The sequence below is a fragment of the Glycomyces xiaoerkulensis genome (assembly GCF_002798405.1).
Taxonomy (GTDB): domain Bacteria; phylum Actinomycetota; class Actinomycetes; order Mycobacteriales; family Micromonosporaceae; genus Glycomyces; species Glycomyces xiaoerkulensis.
Window position 1 is genome coordinate 99,700 of sequence record NZ_PGGV01000003.1, and the last position, 16,600, is coordinate 116,299.

The window sequence follows — 16,600 nt, forward strand, 5'->3', positions numbered from 1 at the left end:
ACATGACTGGGATCGTTCACAGTCGTCATTGAAAGACCGTCGACGAGAAGGTGGCGTCCGCGCCGTGGTTCGGCGCGCGAGCATGTCCCGATCGGTCGGAACGCACCCGGCACGCGGCCGACCGGCGCGCGGCTCGGTTCGCCTCGCTTCCGCGCGACACCGAGAGAGAGGAAGACCATGACACGTACAACACGTACGAAACCGAGACGACGGCGGCCGCTGGTCGCCGTGGCGCTGTTCGCACTGGTGGCGGCACCGCTGGCGGCGACCGGTCCCCTCGCGGAGGCGCAGGACACGGACGAAGGGGCGGCCCCGGCCGATTCTCTGGTCTCGTTGTCCGAGGAGGTGGCGCCCTACTCCGCCGCGGACTACACGCCCGGCTCCTGGGAATCCTTCGCCATGGCGAGGGAGGAGGCCACGGAGGTGATCGAGCAGGCGGACGCCACCGGTGCCGAGCGGGCCGAGGCACGCGAGGAACTCCAGGAGGCGATCGACGACCTGGTGATGGTTCGCGGCCTCGAGACGCTGATCGCCGACTATGAGACGCGGGCTCCGGGCGAGCACACCGCCGACTCCTGGGCCCCGTTCGCCGAGGCGTTGACCACCGCCTCCGATGTCGCCGACGACACGTCGGCGACATCGGAGGCGGTCGCGGACGCCAAGACAGACCTGCAGACCGCCGCTGCCGAACTGGAGCCGCTCCAGGGATCGTTCGAGACGATCACCAACGACACCTTCTGGAACGACACCGACGGCAACCCGATCTACTCCCAGGGCGGCGGGGTGTTCAAATTCGGCGACACCTACTACTGGTACGGCGTGCACTACCAAGGCGCCGAGTCCTACCGGGCGGACCCGTCACGGAAGTACAACGACCAGGTCCGATTCGTATCGATCCCCGTGTACTCCTCGCAGGACCTGGTGAACTGGACGTTCGAGAACGAGATCGCCACGACCTCCACGGGACTGGGCGAACTTGGCGGCAACATGGGCGATGCCGGGTGGATCGGACGCCTGGGGGTCTCGTACAACGAGAACACCGGCAAGTACGTGCTGCTGGTGCAGATGTGGCACCCGTCGCACGACCACGGGGTGCTGTTCCTGCAGGGCGACTCGCCGACCGACGACTTCGCCTACGGGAACTTCCAGACCCGGATCCAGAACTCCCCGACCACGGGCACCGGCGACCAGACCGTGTTCACCGATGAGGACGGGCGGGACTACCTGATCATGTCCAACCGCGAGGGACGCGCTCACGCCTACGTCGCCGAGATCAGCGAGTCCGACTCGCTGAGCGTGGAACCGGCCGTGGAGGTCGGCTACAGCTCCGAAGGCCGCGAGGGCAACGCCATGTTCAAGCTCGACGGCACCTATTACATGGCCGCCTCGGACCTGCACGGGTGGAACACCTCGGTCAACTACGTCCTCGAATCCACCGGCGGCGGCATCCAGGGTGATTACACGGACTGGTACACCATGGACGGCACCGGGATGGACTACAGTCACGTGACTCAGACCGGGTTCTTCGTGACCGTCGAGGGCACCGAGCAGGACACAGTGCTCTACGCCGGCGACCGCTGGGCCGACTTCGCCTGGAACGGCATCGGATACAACCAGTGGGTGCCGATCACCGAAGAAGGCGATGAGCTCCGGTTCCACTCGGTGAGCCAGTGGGAGTTCAACGCGGTCACCGGAGAATGGAGGGTCGGGTCGGACAACAACTACATTCTCAACCCCGACTTCCAAGCCGACCGGATCATCGTCTCCAGCGTACGGGGATGGAGGAACATCGGCGGTTGGGTCACCAATGTCGAGGGCGGCGCGAACTCCAGCCGCTTCGCCCTCCAGGTGGGCGACGGCGGCGGTGTCGAGCAGCGGATCGAGACGCTGCCCGAAGGCGTCTACACCCTGTCCTTGGAAGCTCGGGGCGATGCCGGAGAGGTCGTGGTCACCGACGCCGACGGCGTCGAAAGCACCCTCGGCGTCCCGTCGTCGGGCGGCTGGACCGAGCGCGAGCTCACCGGCATCGAGCTGCCCGGCGGGGCTGCAACCGTGACCGTGCGGGCCTCGGATTCGGGCGGCTTCACCGTCGACGACTTCTCGCTCGTCCGGCAGGGCGGCGGCAACGGCGGTGCCACCGTCCGGTACGAGGCCGAGAATCCGCCCGCGACCTGCGAGGGCACGATCGACGCCAACCACTCCGGATACTCGGGTACCGGATTCTGCAACACCCTGAACAGCACCGGCACGGCGGCGCAGTTCACCGTGAACGCCGACGGCGCGGAAGAGACGACGTTGGAGATCCGCTTCGCCAACGGCTCCTCCAGCGCCAGAGGGGCCGATGTGGTGGTCAACGGCACCGCCGTCGCGTCCACCTCGTTCCAGAACACCGGTTCATGGGCCACCTGGAGCACCGAGACCGTGACCGTGCCGCTCGACGAGGGGGACAACACCGTCCGCCTGGCCGCGACCGGTTCGGGAGGACTCCCCAATATCGACTACCTCGACGCGTAGCCATACGCCACCGGGACGCGGATCCCCAGACGAGGGGTCCGCGTCCTTTGCCGTCGCCGAATCCGGTTGCGGGACGCCCGACCACGACGGCGCCGACACTGGATGCCGGGGCCGTGCGGCGCCGTCGTGGTCGGGCCGGATCTTGATCCGGCCGCTCCGGGTCAGACTGCTTGGCGGGCGAAGCGCTGGTTGGCATCGCCGGTGTAGGTGTACTGGGAGATGCGGGCGCCGTCGGCGGTCGAGTACTCCCAGACGTCCATGGCCAGGCCGGAGGCCCGATTGATGAGGCTGACGGCGCCGCCGTGTTCGACGATGCGCCACTGCTGGCTCGCCGCGTCCGATTCCGGTTGCTGAGAGATGTCGGCGCCGTTGTCGTTGCTCGCCGCTTGCAGGACCAAGCCGGAGTGCACGGCCCTGATCCGGTAGTGGCCGGCGCCGGCGTCGACGAACTCGAACCGCTGGTTGGCCCGGCCGGTCGCCGGCCACTGGATCAGCGTGGCCCCGGCGCTGGTGGAGACGGCGTCGATGTCGGCGTACTTGCCGCTGTGCTGCGCGGCCAGGCGGTAGACGCCGGTGGGGTCGGACGGTTCTTCGCCCAGTTCGGCCTCCCACCTGGTGTCCGAGCCCGCGGCGTCCTGCGGCAGGCGGTCGCGGGCGGCGGTGTCGCCGTACATGCTCCAGCGGGCCCAGTCCACGACCGTGTCGGGGAACCGGTCGTCGCCCCAGAAGCTGGTGTGGCTGCCGCCCACGAAGGTCAGGAACGCCTTGGGCCAGGTCAGCTCGTCGTAGGCCTGGCGGGCCGAGTCGTACCGGGTGAGGTCGTCGTTGTCGCCGTGGACGAACAGGACCTTGGCCGTGATCGAGGCGGCGGGGGCGCCCATGTCCTCGCACGATTGCGGGTTGGCCGACACGATGCGGCTGTCGGGCCAGGCCGTGAGCAGGCCGTGGGTGGTCATGCCGCCCAAGGAGTGGCCCGAGACGCCCACGCCGGCGTCGGTGTCGATGTGCCCGGCGAGCGGACCGCTCGAATCGAGGTTGAGGGTCCGCGTGATGATCTCGGAGACGTCCTGCGACGGCTCGCCGCTCCAGACCTCGCCGGCGCCGTCGTAGTCGAAGTGCGGGGCGGGGACGATGAATCCCGCCGCGGCCAGCGGCCGGATGAGGAACTCCGAGCCCTGGGGGCTGGACCCGAATCCGTGGGTGTAGTTGTAGACGGGAAAGACCCCGTCGGCGACCGGCGCGTTCGTGACAGGATCCCCGCCGGGGGATCCGGTGGCCGGGTAGTAGACGTAGGTGGTGCACGGACGTGAGCCGCGGTACCAGTCGTACCGGCGTACGCCCACGGCGAACGGATCGGCCGGAGCGGGATCGGCGGCCGCCTGGCGGGCGCCGAGCAGGGATGCGCCCGCTCCCAGGAGGCCTGCGGCACCGAGGCCGAGGAAGGCCCGTCGTTGCATTGACATGATGACTCCTTGTGCAAGAGATGTAAGAGATTCGACCGGTTGGTTCGGCAGCTGGCCCACGGTGGTGAACTCGCCGAATGTGTCCGCCGGGTTGAGCGGCAGGCCGGTCCAGCACTGAAATCGTTCCCAGATTGAACGCGCACGCGTGCGCCCCGAAGCCGCACCGGATCGGTGCGGCACCCGAGCTCGTAGGAATGGGGCGACGACGTCGCCACCGTCCCTCCCTATCGGAGACTGCCGAATCCTACTGTGAACGATCCCAATAGAAGTAAGTATAGACATAGATGAATATTCGGTCAAGGCGTTCCACCTCGGCTTGCCGCGAGGCTGTGAACGATTGCCTTCGGAGAGGCCCGCGCCCGTTCAGGCCGAGTCGCGAATGATCAATTCGGTCGGGAGCACCACGGATTCGAGCTCTCGCCCGTCGAGGCGCGCGATGAGAATTCGGACCGTTTCCTCGGCGACCTTGGCGAGGGGCTGGCGGACGGTGGTGAGCATCGGGCGGGTCGCGGTCGCGATGGCCGAGTCGTCGAACCCGGCCACGGCCACGTCGTCGGGCACGCGGCGGCCCGCCGCGTGCAGGGCCTGGAGCGCCCCGGCGGCCATGAGGTCGGAGGCGACGAACACCGCATCCAGGTCGGGGACGGCCTCCAGGAGCTTGCGCATCGCCGCCTCGCCCCCGGCCTGCGTGTAGTCACCGTGAACGACCGTCCTCTTGGTCGCCTTGCGGCCGAGGACGCCCGTGAAGCCCTCCAGCCGCAAGGAGCCGCCCGGCGTATCGAGCGGTCCGGTGATCATGCCGATCTTGCTGCGGCCCTGGGATACCAGGTACTCGGTGATCTGTCGGGCGCCACCGCGGTCGTCCGCCGAGGCGTACGGGATGACCGACTCGCGGCCCAACACTGCGCCGCAGGCGACCGCGGGCACGTCGCTGCGCTCGATGGCCTCCAGCAGCGGGTCGCCGGCGTGGGTCGAGATCAGCAGCGCCCCGTCGGCGTGGCCGCCGCGCAGATAGCGCGCGACGCGGTTGCGGCCGCCGTCGTCGCCGGCGATCATGAGCACCAGTGACATGTCGCGGTCGGCGAGCTGGTTGGTGGCAACGCGCATGAGGACCGAGAAGTTCGGGTCCTCGAACAGGCGCTCCTGGGGCTCGGACAGCACCATGACGATCGAGCCGGTGCGGCTGGTCTTGAGGCTCCGAGCGGCCCGGTTGACGACGTAGCCGGTCTCGGTCACCGCCCGGCGCACCGCCATCTCGGCGGCCAGGGAGACGTTGCCCTTCCCGTTGAGGACGCGCGACACCGTGCCGCGCGAGACTCCGGAGGCCGCCGCGACGTCGTTGATAGTCGGTCGTTTCCGTGTCAAGTCCCTCGACTCTCCCATGCTCTCCACGTTTCATTCTCCCCCGAGCCGCCGGGACCGGGGAGGCCGCCCAGGGGACGGCGGCCTCCCCGGTCCCGCTCACCGAGCGCGGCGCGTTGGCCGCGCCGTCGGTCGTGCCTCTACCCGAAGGTCCATTGCTGGTTGGATCCGCCGTGGCACGACCAGAGCACGACCTCCGCGCCGTTGGCGGTCGAAGCCTGGTAGACGTCCAGGCACAGCCCCGAGTCGACGCCGGTGACCGTACCGTCGCCGTTGAGGCGCCACTGCTGGTTGGCCTGGCCGTTGCAGTTCCAGATGATTACCGCGGTGCCGTCGCTCGTCCCTCCGCCTTCGGCGTCCAGGCACAACTGCGAGCCACCGGAGTAGACGGTCAGTTCGCCGGCGGAGGTGTAGGTCCACTGCTGGCCGGCACCGCCCCAGCAGTCGTAGATCTGCACCCGGGTCCCCGGCTCGGTGCTCTGGTCCGGCACGTCGAGGCACTTGTCGGCGGATGCCGATCGCAGTTCCCCGGTGTCGCCGCCGGGTTCGCCGGGGCCGTCGCCGGCGAACTCGCCGAAGACGTCGAGCGACGGCAGCTTGTTCCCGTCGCAGTCGAACAGGGCCTGGTTGTCCCACGAGTTGCTCTCGCCGGCCTGATCGTCGATGTAATCCATGCCGGCCTGGGTGGCCCAGGTGGTGTCGCCGATCCAGGCGGGCTCCCACCAGACGATGCCTCGGCCCCGGTCGTTCGGGACGTCGGCGACTGCCCGGCTCACGTCGCGCAGGAAGTCGGTCTGGCCCTGCACGGTCGCGGGGTATCCGCTCTCCTGGGCGTGGGAATCGCTGAAGATGTTGCCGCGTCCGTCGCAGTCGTTCAAGGTGTACCCGTAGGCGGTCTCGACGACGAGCACGTCCTTGCCGTAGCGGGAGGCGACATCGTTCAGGTTGTTCCGCAGGTCGTTCAGCGTACCGTGCCAGTACGGGTAATAGGACAGGGCGATGATGTCGTACTGGAGTCCCTGGTCGCGGGCGTTGTCGAACCAGTTGCGGTACGCGCCGTTGTCGCCGCCGCGGTCGAGGTGCAGTGCGATCTCGATGCCGCTGCCGCCCTGGTGGACGCCCTCGATGCCGGCCTCGAGCAGCCCGGCCAGTTGCGACCAGTCGTCGGTGCTGCCCTCGGGCCAGAGCATGCCGTTGACGGTCTCGTTGCCGATCTGGACGATGTCGGGCCCCGCGCCCGCAGCGTCCATCTGGGTGACGACGTCGCTGGTGTAGTCCCTCACCGAGTCGACCAGTCGGCCGTAGGAATGGTTCTCCCACGCCTTGGGTTTGTTCTGCTTGCCCGGGTCGACCCAGAAGTCCGAGTAGTGGAAGTCGAGCAGGACGTCCATGCCGAGTGCCTTGGCCCGCTGCGCCAGCTCGATGGTCTTGGCCAGGTCGTTCGTGCCGCCGCCGTAGGGCTCTCCCGAGGAACTGTACGGGTCGTTCCACAGCCGCAGCCGCACCAGGTTGGCGCCGCTGTCGGCCATGATCTGCAGTGCGTCGCCCTGCGCGCCGTCGTCGTAGAATCGCTCGCCGGAGGCTTCGACCTCGACGAGGGTGCCGACGTCGACGCCCATGTAGAAGTCGTCCTGCTGGGCCTGCGCCGGGGAGGCCGTGGCGAACGCGACGAAGCACAGAGTTGCCGTGAGGATCACCGCCATTGCTCGTCTCATGTGTCGCTCCTTTGTGATCGTAGGGGCGGGCGCCGCTGAGCGCCCGCGGCGACGGCGAGGCATCGCCGTCGGAGTCGGAGAGGGCCCGATCGGCCCCGGTGCGCCGCCGACGAGGATCCGACCTCGACGACCTGTGCCTCTGACCCATGCGGCTCATCCCTTCTCCGCGCCGGCCATGGCACCGGCGACCAGGTAGCGCTGCATGACGACGAAGAGGACCGTGATCGGCACCGCCAGAAAGACCGCCCCGGCGGCGAAGGTGGTGAAGTCGTTGGCGTACTGGTCCGTGATCATCTCGAACAGTCCCAGCGCCACGGTCTGCTTGCTGGGGCTCTGGAGCAGCAGCCGGGGCAGGATGAAGTCCATCCACGGGATCGTGAACTGGGTGATCGCCACGAACGCCAGCATCGGCCGCATCAGCGGCAGGATGATCTTGCGGAAGATCGTGATCCTGCCGGCGCCGTCGAGGGCGGCGGCCTCGTCGAGACTGGCGGGCAGGTTGTCGGCGTAGCCCTTCATGAGCCAGGTGTTGTACGGCAGGGCGGCGGCGATGCTCACCAGCGCCAGCCCGGTCAGCGAGTCGAGCAGTCCGAAGTTCAGGAACAGCATGTAGACGGCGATGGCGGTCAGGAAGGACGGGAACATCTGGAGGACGAGGATCGCCAGCATCCCGAACTTGCGGCCGCGGAATCGGATGCGGGCGAACACGTACCCGCAGAGCGCCGACAGCACGACGCTGCCGACCATGTTGAGCGTGGCGACATAGAGCGAGTTGAGGTACCAGCGCCCGTAGCCGGTCTGCGTGAACAGGTGGACGTAGTTGTCGAGTGACGCGTCCTCGGGGATGGGGGAGGTGTTCGCCAGGCCGCCGCCGGGACCGAAGGAGGCGCCCACGACCCACATCAGCGGGAAGATCACGATCACGGCGACGACCAGGAGCTCCAGGTGGATGAGCACGCTGGAGAGCCGCCCCTTGCGGCGTTCGCGCTCGGCGATGGCGGCCGGCGGTTCCCGCCGGAGCATGTCGACCATGGCTACAACTCCCGAATCGCCTTGGAACGCTTGAGGTTCCAAACCGAGATAGTGCCGACGATGAAGAAGACGATGATGCTCATGACCGCGCCGATGTTGTAGAGGCGATTGTCCAGGGTGAGCTTGAACAGCCAGGTGACGAGCAGGTCGGTGCTTCCGGCGAAGCGGTAATCGACGTTGTCCGGCCCGCCTTCGGTGAGGAAGTAGACCAGCCCGAAATTGTTGAAGTTGGTGACGAACGCCAGGACCAGCAGGGGCGTGCAGGTCCGCTGCACGATCGGGATGGTGACGTACCGAAGCTGCTGGAGCGGGCCGGCGCCGTCGATGCGGGCGGCTTCGTAGTAGCTGTCGGGGATGTTGGTGAGCACGCCCCCGATGAGCGCCATGAAGAACGGGAAGCCGAGCCAGAGGTTGACCAGGAGCGCGACGGCGCGGGCGAGATTGGGGTTGCTCGGGTCGGTGAACCAGTAGACGCGCTCGTCGGTCAGTCCGATGTCGATCAGGAACTGGCTGATGGGGCCGAACTGGCCGTTGAACATCGCGCGGAACACCAGGGCCGAGACGATTCCCGGCACCGCCCAGGGGAGCAGGAAGATCGTGCGCCACACGCGCGGGAACCGGACGCGTTTGTTCGCGAGCAGCACGGCCTGGAGGAAACCGGCGGCGTAGGTGGTGGCGGTCGCGAGGATCGCCCACGCGAACGTCCAGGCGAGCACTCCGAGGAACGTCCCCGCCCAAGACGGCACCGAGAAGATCTGGGCGAAGTTCTCGAAACCGACCCAGTCGACGAGGTTCATCGGCGGCAGGTTGTCGCGGTTGTAGTCGGTGAACGCGACCATGACGCCGAAGGTGATCGGCAGCACCGACATGAAGACGACGAGCACCAGAGCCGGGGACAGGGCGATATAGGCGAAGGCGCCTTCCCAGGTCTTGCGGAAGTAGTCGGCGGAGCGCTCGGCGGCTTCGCCGGCGCCCAGGCGGATGCGGTAGCGGGTGGCGTCGCGAACACTCCAGATCGCGACGACCGCGAGCAGGCAGAGGGTCAGCAGCGCAATGATCCCGTTGGCGAGCAGGACGATCGAATTGTCGCCGTCGACGAGGCCGGCGAGTGTCATCTCGCGGGGCGTATCGCCCAGGGTGACCAGTCCCCACAGGCCTTTGACGAAGAAGCCGCCGTTGGCGCGGGGGCTGAAGTCCATGCCGGCGTAGTAGTTGCCGGTGGTCATCTCCCAGGTGACGGCCGCCGCGTAGAACGCGAAGAAGAACGCGGCCTTGCCCGGCTGTCGGTTGATGAGCTGACCGGATCCCCACACCAGTGCCGAGGCGATGCCCGGCACGGGTGCGGGGATCCCGGAGCTCCCCGTGTCCCGGGGCGCCCGGGCGGGCGTCGGGACGCGAGGGGAGGGGGTCTTGGTGGTGGTCACGAGCGATCGGTCCTAGAGTCCGTGGAGTTCTTCGTAGGTCTCGACCGCCTTGTCCTGGGCGGCGCCCGGGTCGGACAGGTCGTCCCATACATCGATGACCAGGGTGTCGCCGACCTCCCAGAAGTACTCGGGCACCTGCGGGACGAGGTCGGCCTGAGCGGACTGGGCGACGATGCCGTCGACGTGCGGGTCGTCCGCGATGCCCTCGATGCCGGAGAGCAGGTCCTCGTTGAGCGCGGGGATCTGCCCGCTCGAGGCGTAGACGGCGGCGGCGCCCTCGTCGGAGGCCATGAAGTTGGCGAAGACGCGAGCGGCGGCCGGGTACTCCGAGTAGCCCGAGACGGCGGCGACGTGCATGCCCGCGAAGGTCGCGGCCGGATCGCCGCCTTCCCTGGTCGGCATCGTGGTGACCCCGTATTCGAAGCCGTTCTGCTCGGCCCCTTCGTCGAAGGTCGCGAAGCTCCAGGGCCCGGTGGTGACGTACGGGGTCTCGCCCTCGGCGAACGCCTCCTCGATGGTCTCCCAGGTGGAGTCGGCGCTGGGGACGTCGAAGATCTCGCGCAGCTCCGCGTAGTACTCCAGCGCCTCGGCGAGGCTCGGGTCGCCGAAGCCGGGGTCGTCGACGTCGTGGTCGGGGAAGACCTTCCAGCCGGCGGTGGAGAGGATCGGGTAGGCGCGGTAGATCTCGGCGGTGGACATGCGGATCGTCCAGCGGTTGGTGGAGGGGTCGTTGTAGTCTTCGGCGAGTTCGGCGATCTCCTCCCAGGTGTCGGCGGGCTCGGGCGAGCCGGTGAGCTCTTCGAGGAGCGTCCTGTTGTACATCAGGGCCATCGACTCGGTCGTGACCGGGACGGCGTGCATGTCGCCGTCGTCGCTGACCACGCCGGTATAGGTCGGGTTCATGCGCGATTCGTGGATCTCCTGGTACCGGCCGAGGGGCGCGGCGGTACCGTCGTCGATCGCGTTGGGGACCTCGTTGTAGAAGGTCATGAAGACGTCGGCGCCGGTCCCGGCTTCTCCGGCCAGGGCCATCTTGCCGACCGCGTCGTGCTTGGCGACCAGCTCGTATTCGACCTTGACGTCGGGGTACCGCTCGTTGAAGGCGGCGATGACGGCCTCGGCGAGGTAGTCCTCCTCGAACCAGACCTTGAGGGCGGCCTCGCCGTCGGCGATCTCCTCCTCCATCACGTACTGCTGGGACTGTTCGTCCCATTCGAGGTCGCCGTCGGTCTCCTCGTTCTGGGTGGGCCCGCCGCAGGCGGCCAGGCCGACTGCGGCCGCTGCGGCGACCGCGACAACTGCTCTGCCTCGCATGGTCACGTCCTTGTCTCGGTTGAGGGAATCTGGCCATCCGGCGCAGACCGTGAACGATTACATCAACATAGCGACATGCGTCACTGAAATCAAGAGCCTTATGCAGTGCTTCAGTCGATATGCTGGCAATACAGTCTCATAGAACGATCACAGTTCCGAACTACGTCCTCGAGGCGGTAGGTTGCCAAGCTGCTGCGGCCCGGGTAGCGTGCACGTTCACAAGAGTTGGTGCTAGGAACCCCACAGGAGAACACGTTGAGGACGATCCGCTACGGAGGCGATTACAACCCCGAGCAGTGGCCCGAGGAGGTCTGGCACGAGGACGTCCGCCTCATGCGGGAGGCCGGGGTCGATCTCGTCAGCCTCGGCGTGTTCAACTGGGGCATCGTCGAACCCGCCCCGGGCGAGTACGACTTCGGCGGCCTCGACCGGATCATCGACCTCCTGCACGCCAACGGCGTCGGCGTCGACCTCGGCACCCCGACCGCCTCGCCGCCGGCTTGGCTGCGGCGCGCCCATCCCGAGATCCGCCTGGTCGACTCCGACGGCCGCACCATGTCCGGCGGCACCCGCCACGGGGTCTGCCCCTCGGCCCCCGCCTTCCGCGAAGCCTGCGCGAGCATCGTGGAGCGGTTGGCCGCCCGCTACGGCGCCCACCCCGCCGTGGAGCTGTGGCATATCCACAACGAGTTCGGATGGGGCGGCGCGGAATGCTACTGCCCGGTCTCCGAACGCGCCTTCCACCGCTGGCTCGAAAGCGAGTACGGGGACATCGACCGGCTCAACGAGGCGTGGGGCACCGCCTTCTGGGGCCTCGTCTACCGCTCCTTCGACCAGATCGAGGCGCCCGGCGCCGCCCCGCCCGGCGTCAACCCGGCGCTCCAGCTCGACTGGAGGCGGTTCTCGAACGACGAGCACATCGCGGGCTACCGCATCCAGCGCGAGATCATCGCCCGCTACTCGGAGGTCCCGGCCACCACGAACTTCATGGTCCCCAACTGCAAGGAGATGGATTACTTCCGCTGGGCCCGAGAGGTCGACGTGGTCTCCAACAACCACTACCTCGTCGCCGAGCGGCCCGAGAACCACATCGAACTGTCCATGAGCGCCGATTTGACCCGCGGCGTCGCGGGCGGGCCGTGGATGCTGATGGAGCATTCGACCTCGGCGGTCAACTGGCAGCCCCGCAACCTCGCCAAGCGCCCCGGGGAGATGCGCCGCAACTCCCTGGCGCACCTGGCCCGCGGCGCGGACGGCCTCCTGTTCTTCCAGTGGCGCGCCTCCCGGACCGGGGCCGAGAAGTTCCATTCGGCGATGGTCCCGCACGGCGGCACCGACACCCGCGTATGGCGCGAGGTCGCCTCCCTCGGCAGGGATCTCAAGCAACTGTCCGAGGCGGTCGACTCCGAGGTGGCCGCCGAGGTCGCGATCCTGTGGGACTGGGAGTCGTGGTGGGCCCTCGAACTCGAGTGGCGGCCCTCGGTCGACCTGCGCTTCCGCGAGCGCGTCGAGGCGTACTACGTTTCGCTGTGGAAGCAGCACGTCACCGTCGACTTCGTCCACCCCGAGGCCGATCTGCGCGGCTACAAGCTGGTCGTCGCCCCCTCCTCGTACCTGCTGACCGACGCCGGGGCGAAGAATCTCCGCGGCTACGTCGAGGATGGCGGCCGCCTGGTCGTCTCCTACTTCTCGGGGATCGTCGACGAGTACGACGTCGTCCACCCCGGAGCCCACCCCGGGGCGCTGCGGGAGACCCTCGGCCTCTGGATCGAGGAGTTCCACCCGGTGGCCGAGGGCGCCTCGCTCGCCCTGGACTCCGGTGCGGTCGGCCGGATCTGGTCCGAGCACGTGCGCCTCGAAGGGGCCGAGGTCCTGGCGGCCTTCGCCGACGGTCCCGACGCCGGGCGCCCGGCCCTGACCCGCAACCGGCTCGGGCGCGGCGACGCCTGGTACGTCGCGACGGCTCTCGACGACGCCACCGGACTGCGCAACCTGCTCGCCGACGTCCTGGACTCCTCTGGAGTGCACCGGCCGACGGGTGCGCCCGAACAGGTGGAGATCGTGGACCGGGGCGGTCTCCGCTTCTTGATCAACCACACGGGCGAGTACGTCGCCGTCCCGGGCCTTTGGGGCATCGACGCCTTGGACGGCACCCCGTACGACGGAGAGGTCCCCATCGCCGCCGGAGGAGTCGCCGTCGTCCGCATCACCGAGGAAGCGCCGCCGCAGGGGACCTGAGCCGGGGGAGCGCCGGGGCGTTCGTGGGATGGCCGGTCGCGCCTCGGTCGCGAGTGGAGCGGACCGGGAGCTTGGCTCTGCGGACGCCTACTCCGTACTCCAGGGCGGGCTCGCCTCGTCCGGCCCCGGCCTCAGAAGCAGTGGCGGCATTCGGATCCGGGCATGAGCCGCCCGCATTCCGGGCAGGTCCGCCTCCCGGTCTCGGCCGCTTCCTCTTCCTGGGTCTCCGACTCGGGTTCGAGCTCGGCGGCGAGGACGTCCGGGTCGCCGCCGGACCGCTCGACCGCCTCGTACAGTTCCGTCTGGCGTTCCTTCGCGAGTTCGAGCGATTCGGTGAGGTGGTCGCGGTAGGCCGGCGTCGCGAGGGCGTCGGACAGCGTCATCGCGCCGCTCTTGAGCTGCTCGCCCATCTCCCGCCACAGGGGGTCCTCATGGGCGGCCATGAGGTCGTACAGCTCTTCCTGCCGCTGTCGGGGGGTGGAGAGTCGTTCGCCGAGCGGGGTGCCCTCCAGGCCCCGGAGAACCCGCTCGGGGTCATGGGAATCGTCGGTCATCGCGCCCTCAATCGGGGAGTTGCAGTATCGGGGAGCCGGGCGCACCGGCCTCGGGCAGTTGCGGCATGAGGTTGCCGGCGGCGTCGACCCGCCCGAAGTCCTCGAGGCCGGAACGGACGGTGCTCATCACCGCATTGGTGGTGTTCCAGACGTCCACGGCGGCCTGGATGCATTTGACGAGCTGGCGGCCTTCGATGACGGCGATGCCGCCCCCGACGAGCCAGCCGACGGGCCCGGTCGAGGCTCCCGCACCCGCCGCGAGCAGGCACTTGGCCGCGCTGTCGACCATTTCGTTCAGGATGCTGCCGACCGCCGAGGCGAACTCGAACGCACCTTCGGCGGCGTTCACGTACTCGTCGGCGATCGCTTCGAGCGTCTCGGCGGCCGGTGCGAGGGCGGCGCAGACCTCGGCGATGAAGGAATCGCAGGAGTCGGCGGCGTTGCCCGACCAGACCGTCGGGATCCCCAGCCTGCCGTGGGAGAGGTTGCCCGAGATGTTCCGGCACGCCTGGGCGGTGTTGCGGTAGACGTCGGCGCAGCCGCGGAATCCCGCCCAATCACCGGTCACGGGTTTGAGGAAGAACTCGTACGGGTCGTAGGCCCGATCGAGCAGGCCGATCATCGAGAGGAAGTCGGTGGCCCTCATGATCGTCCCGCGGGCGACCGATCCGGCCGAGAAGGCGTCCAGCAGGCTCGGTTCCCACCGCCATGCGCCCTGCGCGGCGTAGTCGTCGGGCTCGGTCAGGTGACCCGTCGGATCGGCGGTCTCGCCGAAGGCCCCGACGCGGGCGCGGTCGTCGAAGAGGTAACCGGGGGTGGAGGGGAGCCGGTCGGCCGGCGGGCGCCCCTCGAGTTGGACGTCGAACTCCTCGGCGGCCGCCTCGTCGGTCCTCGCGTAGTAGTCGGCGGAGTCGGTGACCGCGGACTCCGCCGCGTCGAGCGTGTAGTGGCCGAACTCATGGAACCAGGTCTGCGTCCGGTCGACCAGGACGTCGTGCGCGCCGCTGAGCTGGTTGAGCCAGCCTTCGCCGCCTTGGAGACCGGTGTTGGCGATGATGTAGCGCCTGCAGGCGTCGGCGTGCTCGGACTGCAGTCCGAGGAGTTTTCCGAGATCCCGGATGGAGCCGGGTTCGGCTTGGAAATCGCTCATGCCTCCGCAGCGTACGATATGCCGTCCACTGTGCGTGTTCGCCGGCATTCGGGCCCGACCCGGTGGAGACCGAAGAACTCGTACTCCGCTGCCGTCCCGGCCCCGCTCGGCGGCGCGACCGAACGCCTCGCGTTCGCGATCGGATTCTCTGCGGCCCGCCTCTGCCCAGAACCCGAGTGTATCGACTAGCATCGATGTGAAGGAGCTTGTCTGCCACTGGGCCGGGACCGCGTTCCGGCCAGAGGAGGATCGTCACATGGACGCCACACGAGGTCGACCAGGACGGCTCACGGCCGTCGCCGCCGTATCCGGGGCGCTCGTCGCCGGTGCGGTCGCGGTGGTCGCGGCGAACCCGGCACACGCCGCCGCTTGCGAGTCGGTCGAATACAACGTCGTCAACGACTGGGGCGGCGCGCACCACGCCGTAGTCTCGCTCACCGCCGGAACCGAGGGGGTGGACGGTTGGAACCTCTCGTTCGACCTGCCTGACGGTGCTCAGGTGCAGTCCGCCTGGAACGTCGACTGGAGCCAGAGCGGCTCGTCGTTCACGGGGTCCGATGTCGGATGGAACGCCACCGTCGCGGCCGGACAGAGCCGGGAACTGTTCGGCATGATCGTATCCGGCGGTGCAGTGCAGCCCGAGCCGTTCACGCTGAACGGCGTCGAATGCGGCGAGGACGGCGACGACCCGAGTGAGAGCCCGACGGAGGATCCGGGCCCGACCCAGGTCGACGCGGGCCTGACGCAGGTGGCGAGCGGATCGTCTCCCACGGCCGGGGCGGTCGGACCGGACGGGGCGATCTGGATCGCCAACCGCGAGGGCACGGTCCAAGTTCTGGACGACGGGGAATTGAGCGACCCGGTCCTCGATATCAGCGACGAGACCACCACCGAGAGCGAAAGAGGCCTGCTCGGCATCGCCTTCGATCCGGCCTTCGAGCACTTCTACATCTCCTTCACCGACCTGAACGGCGACACCGCCGTCGAAGAGTTCGGAATGCTCGACGGCCAGATCCAGCTCGACACCCGGCGAACCGTCCTCACTCAGGAACAGCCGTTCTCCAACCACAACGGCGGCCAGGTCGCCTTCGGACCCGACGGTATGCTCTACATCGGTCTCGGTGACGGAGGCGACGCCTTCGACCCGTCCGACAACGCGCAGAACCTCGATACGCTGCTGGGCAAGCTGCTGCGCATCGACCCTTCGGGTGCCGAACCGTACGCGATTCCGCCCGACAATCCGTTCGTCGGCGATCCGGGCGCCCGGGACGAGATCTGGGCCTACGGGCTGCGCAACCCCTGGCGGTTCTCATGGGATGCCGAGACCGGCGACCTCTACATCGCCGATGTGGGGCAGAACGATCGCGAGGAGATCAACTTCGCGCCCGCCTCCAGCACCGGTGGTGAGAACTACGGCTGGGCCCGCATGGAGGGCACCCTTCCCGTCTCCGGTGAGGAGCCGGCGAACCACGTGCCGCCGTGGTACGAGTTCGACCACAGCGACGGAGCGTGCTCGGTCACCGGTGGATTCGTCTACCGGGGCAGCGCGATCCCCGAACTGCAAGGGGCCTACGTGTTCAGCGACTACTGCCTCGGAGTCGTGCTGGCAAGGGAGATCGAGAACGGCAGCGACGCGGGCGAAGTCGAGTTCAGCGGCCGGATCGGCGCCGGATCGATCGCATCGTTCGTGGAGGGACCCGACGGCGAGCTGTACGTCCTGAGCCTCGGCGGCTCGATTCTCCGCCTGGATCCGCAGTGAGCGTCTAGATCAACGGCGACCGGCCGCCGCCGCGCGAATGCGCGGCGGCGGCCGGTCGCCGCATGCCGAAGAAGC

General features: G+C 68.4%; 11 protein-coding genes and 1 pseudogene. 4 read left to right on the top strand and 8 right to left on the bottom strand.

Translation table 11 applies throughout. The annotated features are described in order from the left end of the window. The first annotated feature begins 177 nt into the window (after positions 1–177). Positions 178–2,514, top strand: coding sequence for a family 43 glycosylhydrolase (locus CUT39_RS00395; protein ID WP_198586754.1), 2,337 nt, complete (start codon positions 178–180; stop codon positions 2,512–2,514). Positions 2,515–2,675: 161 nt separating this feature from the next. Here the strand turns inward: CUT39_RS00395 and CUT39_RS21385 are convergent, their stop codons facing one another. The 6 genes from CUT39_RS21385 to CUT39_RS00425 form a co-directional block, all read right to left on the bottom strand. Next, positions 2,676–3,977: an RICIN domain-containing protein gene (locus CUT39_RS21385; RefSeq protein ID WP_100443970.1), complete on the bottom strand. Its 1,302-nt coding sequence runs from the start codon at positions 3,975–3,977 to the stop codon at positions 2,676–2,678. A gap of 363 nt (positions 3,978–4,340) precedes the next feature. After that, a complete protein-coding gene (locus tag CUT39_RS00405; RefSeq protein ID WP_100443971.1) occupies positions 4,341–5,360 on the bottom strand; it encodes a LacI family DNA-binding transcriptional regulator in 1,020 nt (339 codons plus the stop codon). Positions 5,361–5,479: 119 nt separating this feature from the next. Further along, positions 5,480–7,054, bottom strand: a complete 1,575-nt coding sequence (locus CUT39_RS00410) for a lectin (RefSeq protein ID WP_100443972.1) — start codon at positions 7,052–7,054, stop codon at positions 5,480–5,482. 153 nt (positions 7,055–7,207) lie between these two features. Further along, entirely contained in the window at positions 7,208–8,086 is an 879-nt protein-coding gene (locus CUT39_RS00415) for a sugar ABC transporter permease (protein ID WP_100443973.1), read from the bottom strand. A gap of 2 nt (positions 8,087–8,088) precedes the next feature. After that, entirely contained in the window at positions 8,089–9,510 is a 1,422-nt protein-coding gene (locus CUT39_RS00420; RefSeq protein ID WP_198586755.1) for a carbohydrate ABC transporter permease, read from the bottom strand. 12 nt (positions 9,511–9,522) lie between these two features. Further along, positions 9,523–10,824: an extracellular solute-binding protein gene (locus CUT39_RS00425; RefSeq protein ID WP_100443974.1), complete on the bottom strand. Its 1,302-nt coding sequence runs from the start codon at positions 10,822–10,824 to the stop codon at positions 9,523–9,525. Between the two features lie 255 nt (positions 10,825–11,079). On the opposite strand from CUT39_RS00425, the gene CUT39_RS00430 reads away from it, so the two are divergent. Continuing rightward, positions 11,080–13,062, top strand: coding sequence for a beta-galactosidase (locus tag CUT39_RS00430; RefSeq protein WP_198586756.1), 1,983 nt, complete (start codon positions 11,080–11,082; stop codon positions 13,060–13,062). Between the two features lie 131 nt (positions 13,063–13,193). Here CUT39_RS00430 and CUT39_RS00435 read toward each other — a convergent pair whose 3' ends face one another. Next, positions 13,194–13,616: a hypothetical protein gene (locus CUT39_RS00435; protein ID WP_100443975.1), complete on the bottom strand. Its 423-nt coding sequence runs from the start codon at positions 13,614–13,616 to the stop codon at positions 13,194–13,196. Positions 13,617–13,623: 7 nt separating this feature from the next. Continuing rightward, positions 13,624–14,766 carry a hypothetical protein gene (locus tag CUT39_RS00440; RefSeq protein ID WP_100443976.1) on the bottom strand — a complete coding sequence of 381 codons (1,143 nt, stop codon included), beginning with the start codon at positions 14,764–14,766 and terminating at the stop codon, positions 13,624–13,626. 256 nt (positions 14,767–15,022) lie between these two features. Between CUT39_RS00440 and CUT39_RS21590 the strand changes: the two are divergent. Next, positions 15,023–15,424: pseudogene (locus CUT39_RS21590) on the top strand (cellulose binding domain-containing protein); the annotation flags it as partial. Then, on the top strand, positions 15,419–16,525 hold the full coding sequence (locus CUT39_RS00445; RefSeq protein WP_408611075.1) for a PQQ-dependent sugar dehydrogenase: 1,107 nt from the start codon (positions 15,419–15,421) through the stop codon (positions 16,523–16,525). The pseudogene CUT39_RS21590 and the gene CUT39_RS00445, both read left to right, overlap by 6 nt. Positions 16,526–16,600: the final 75 nt, after the last annotated feature.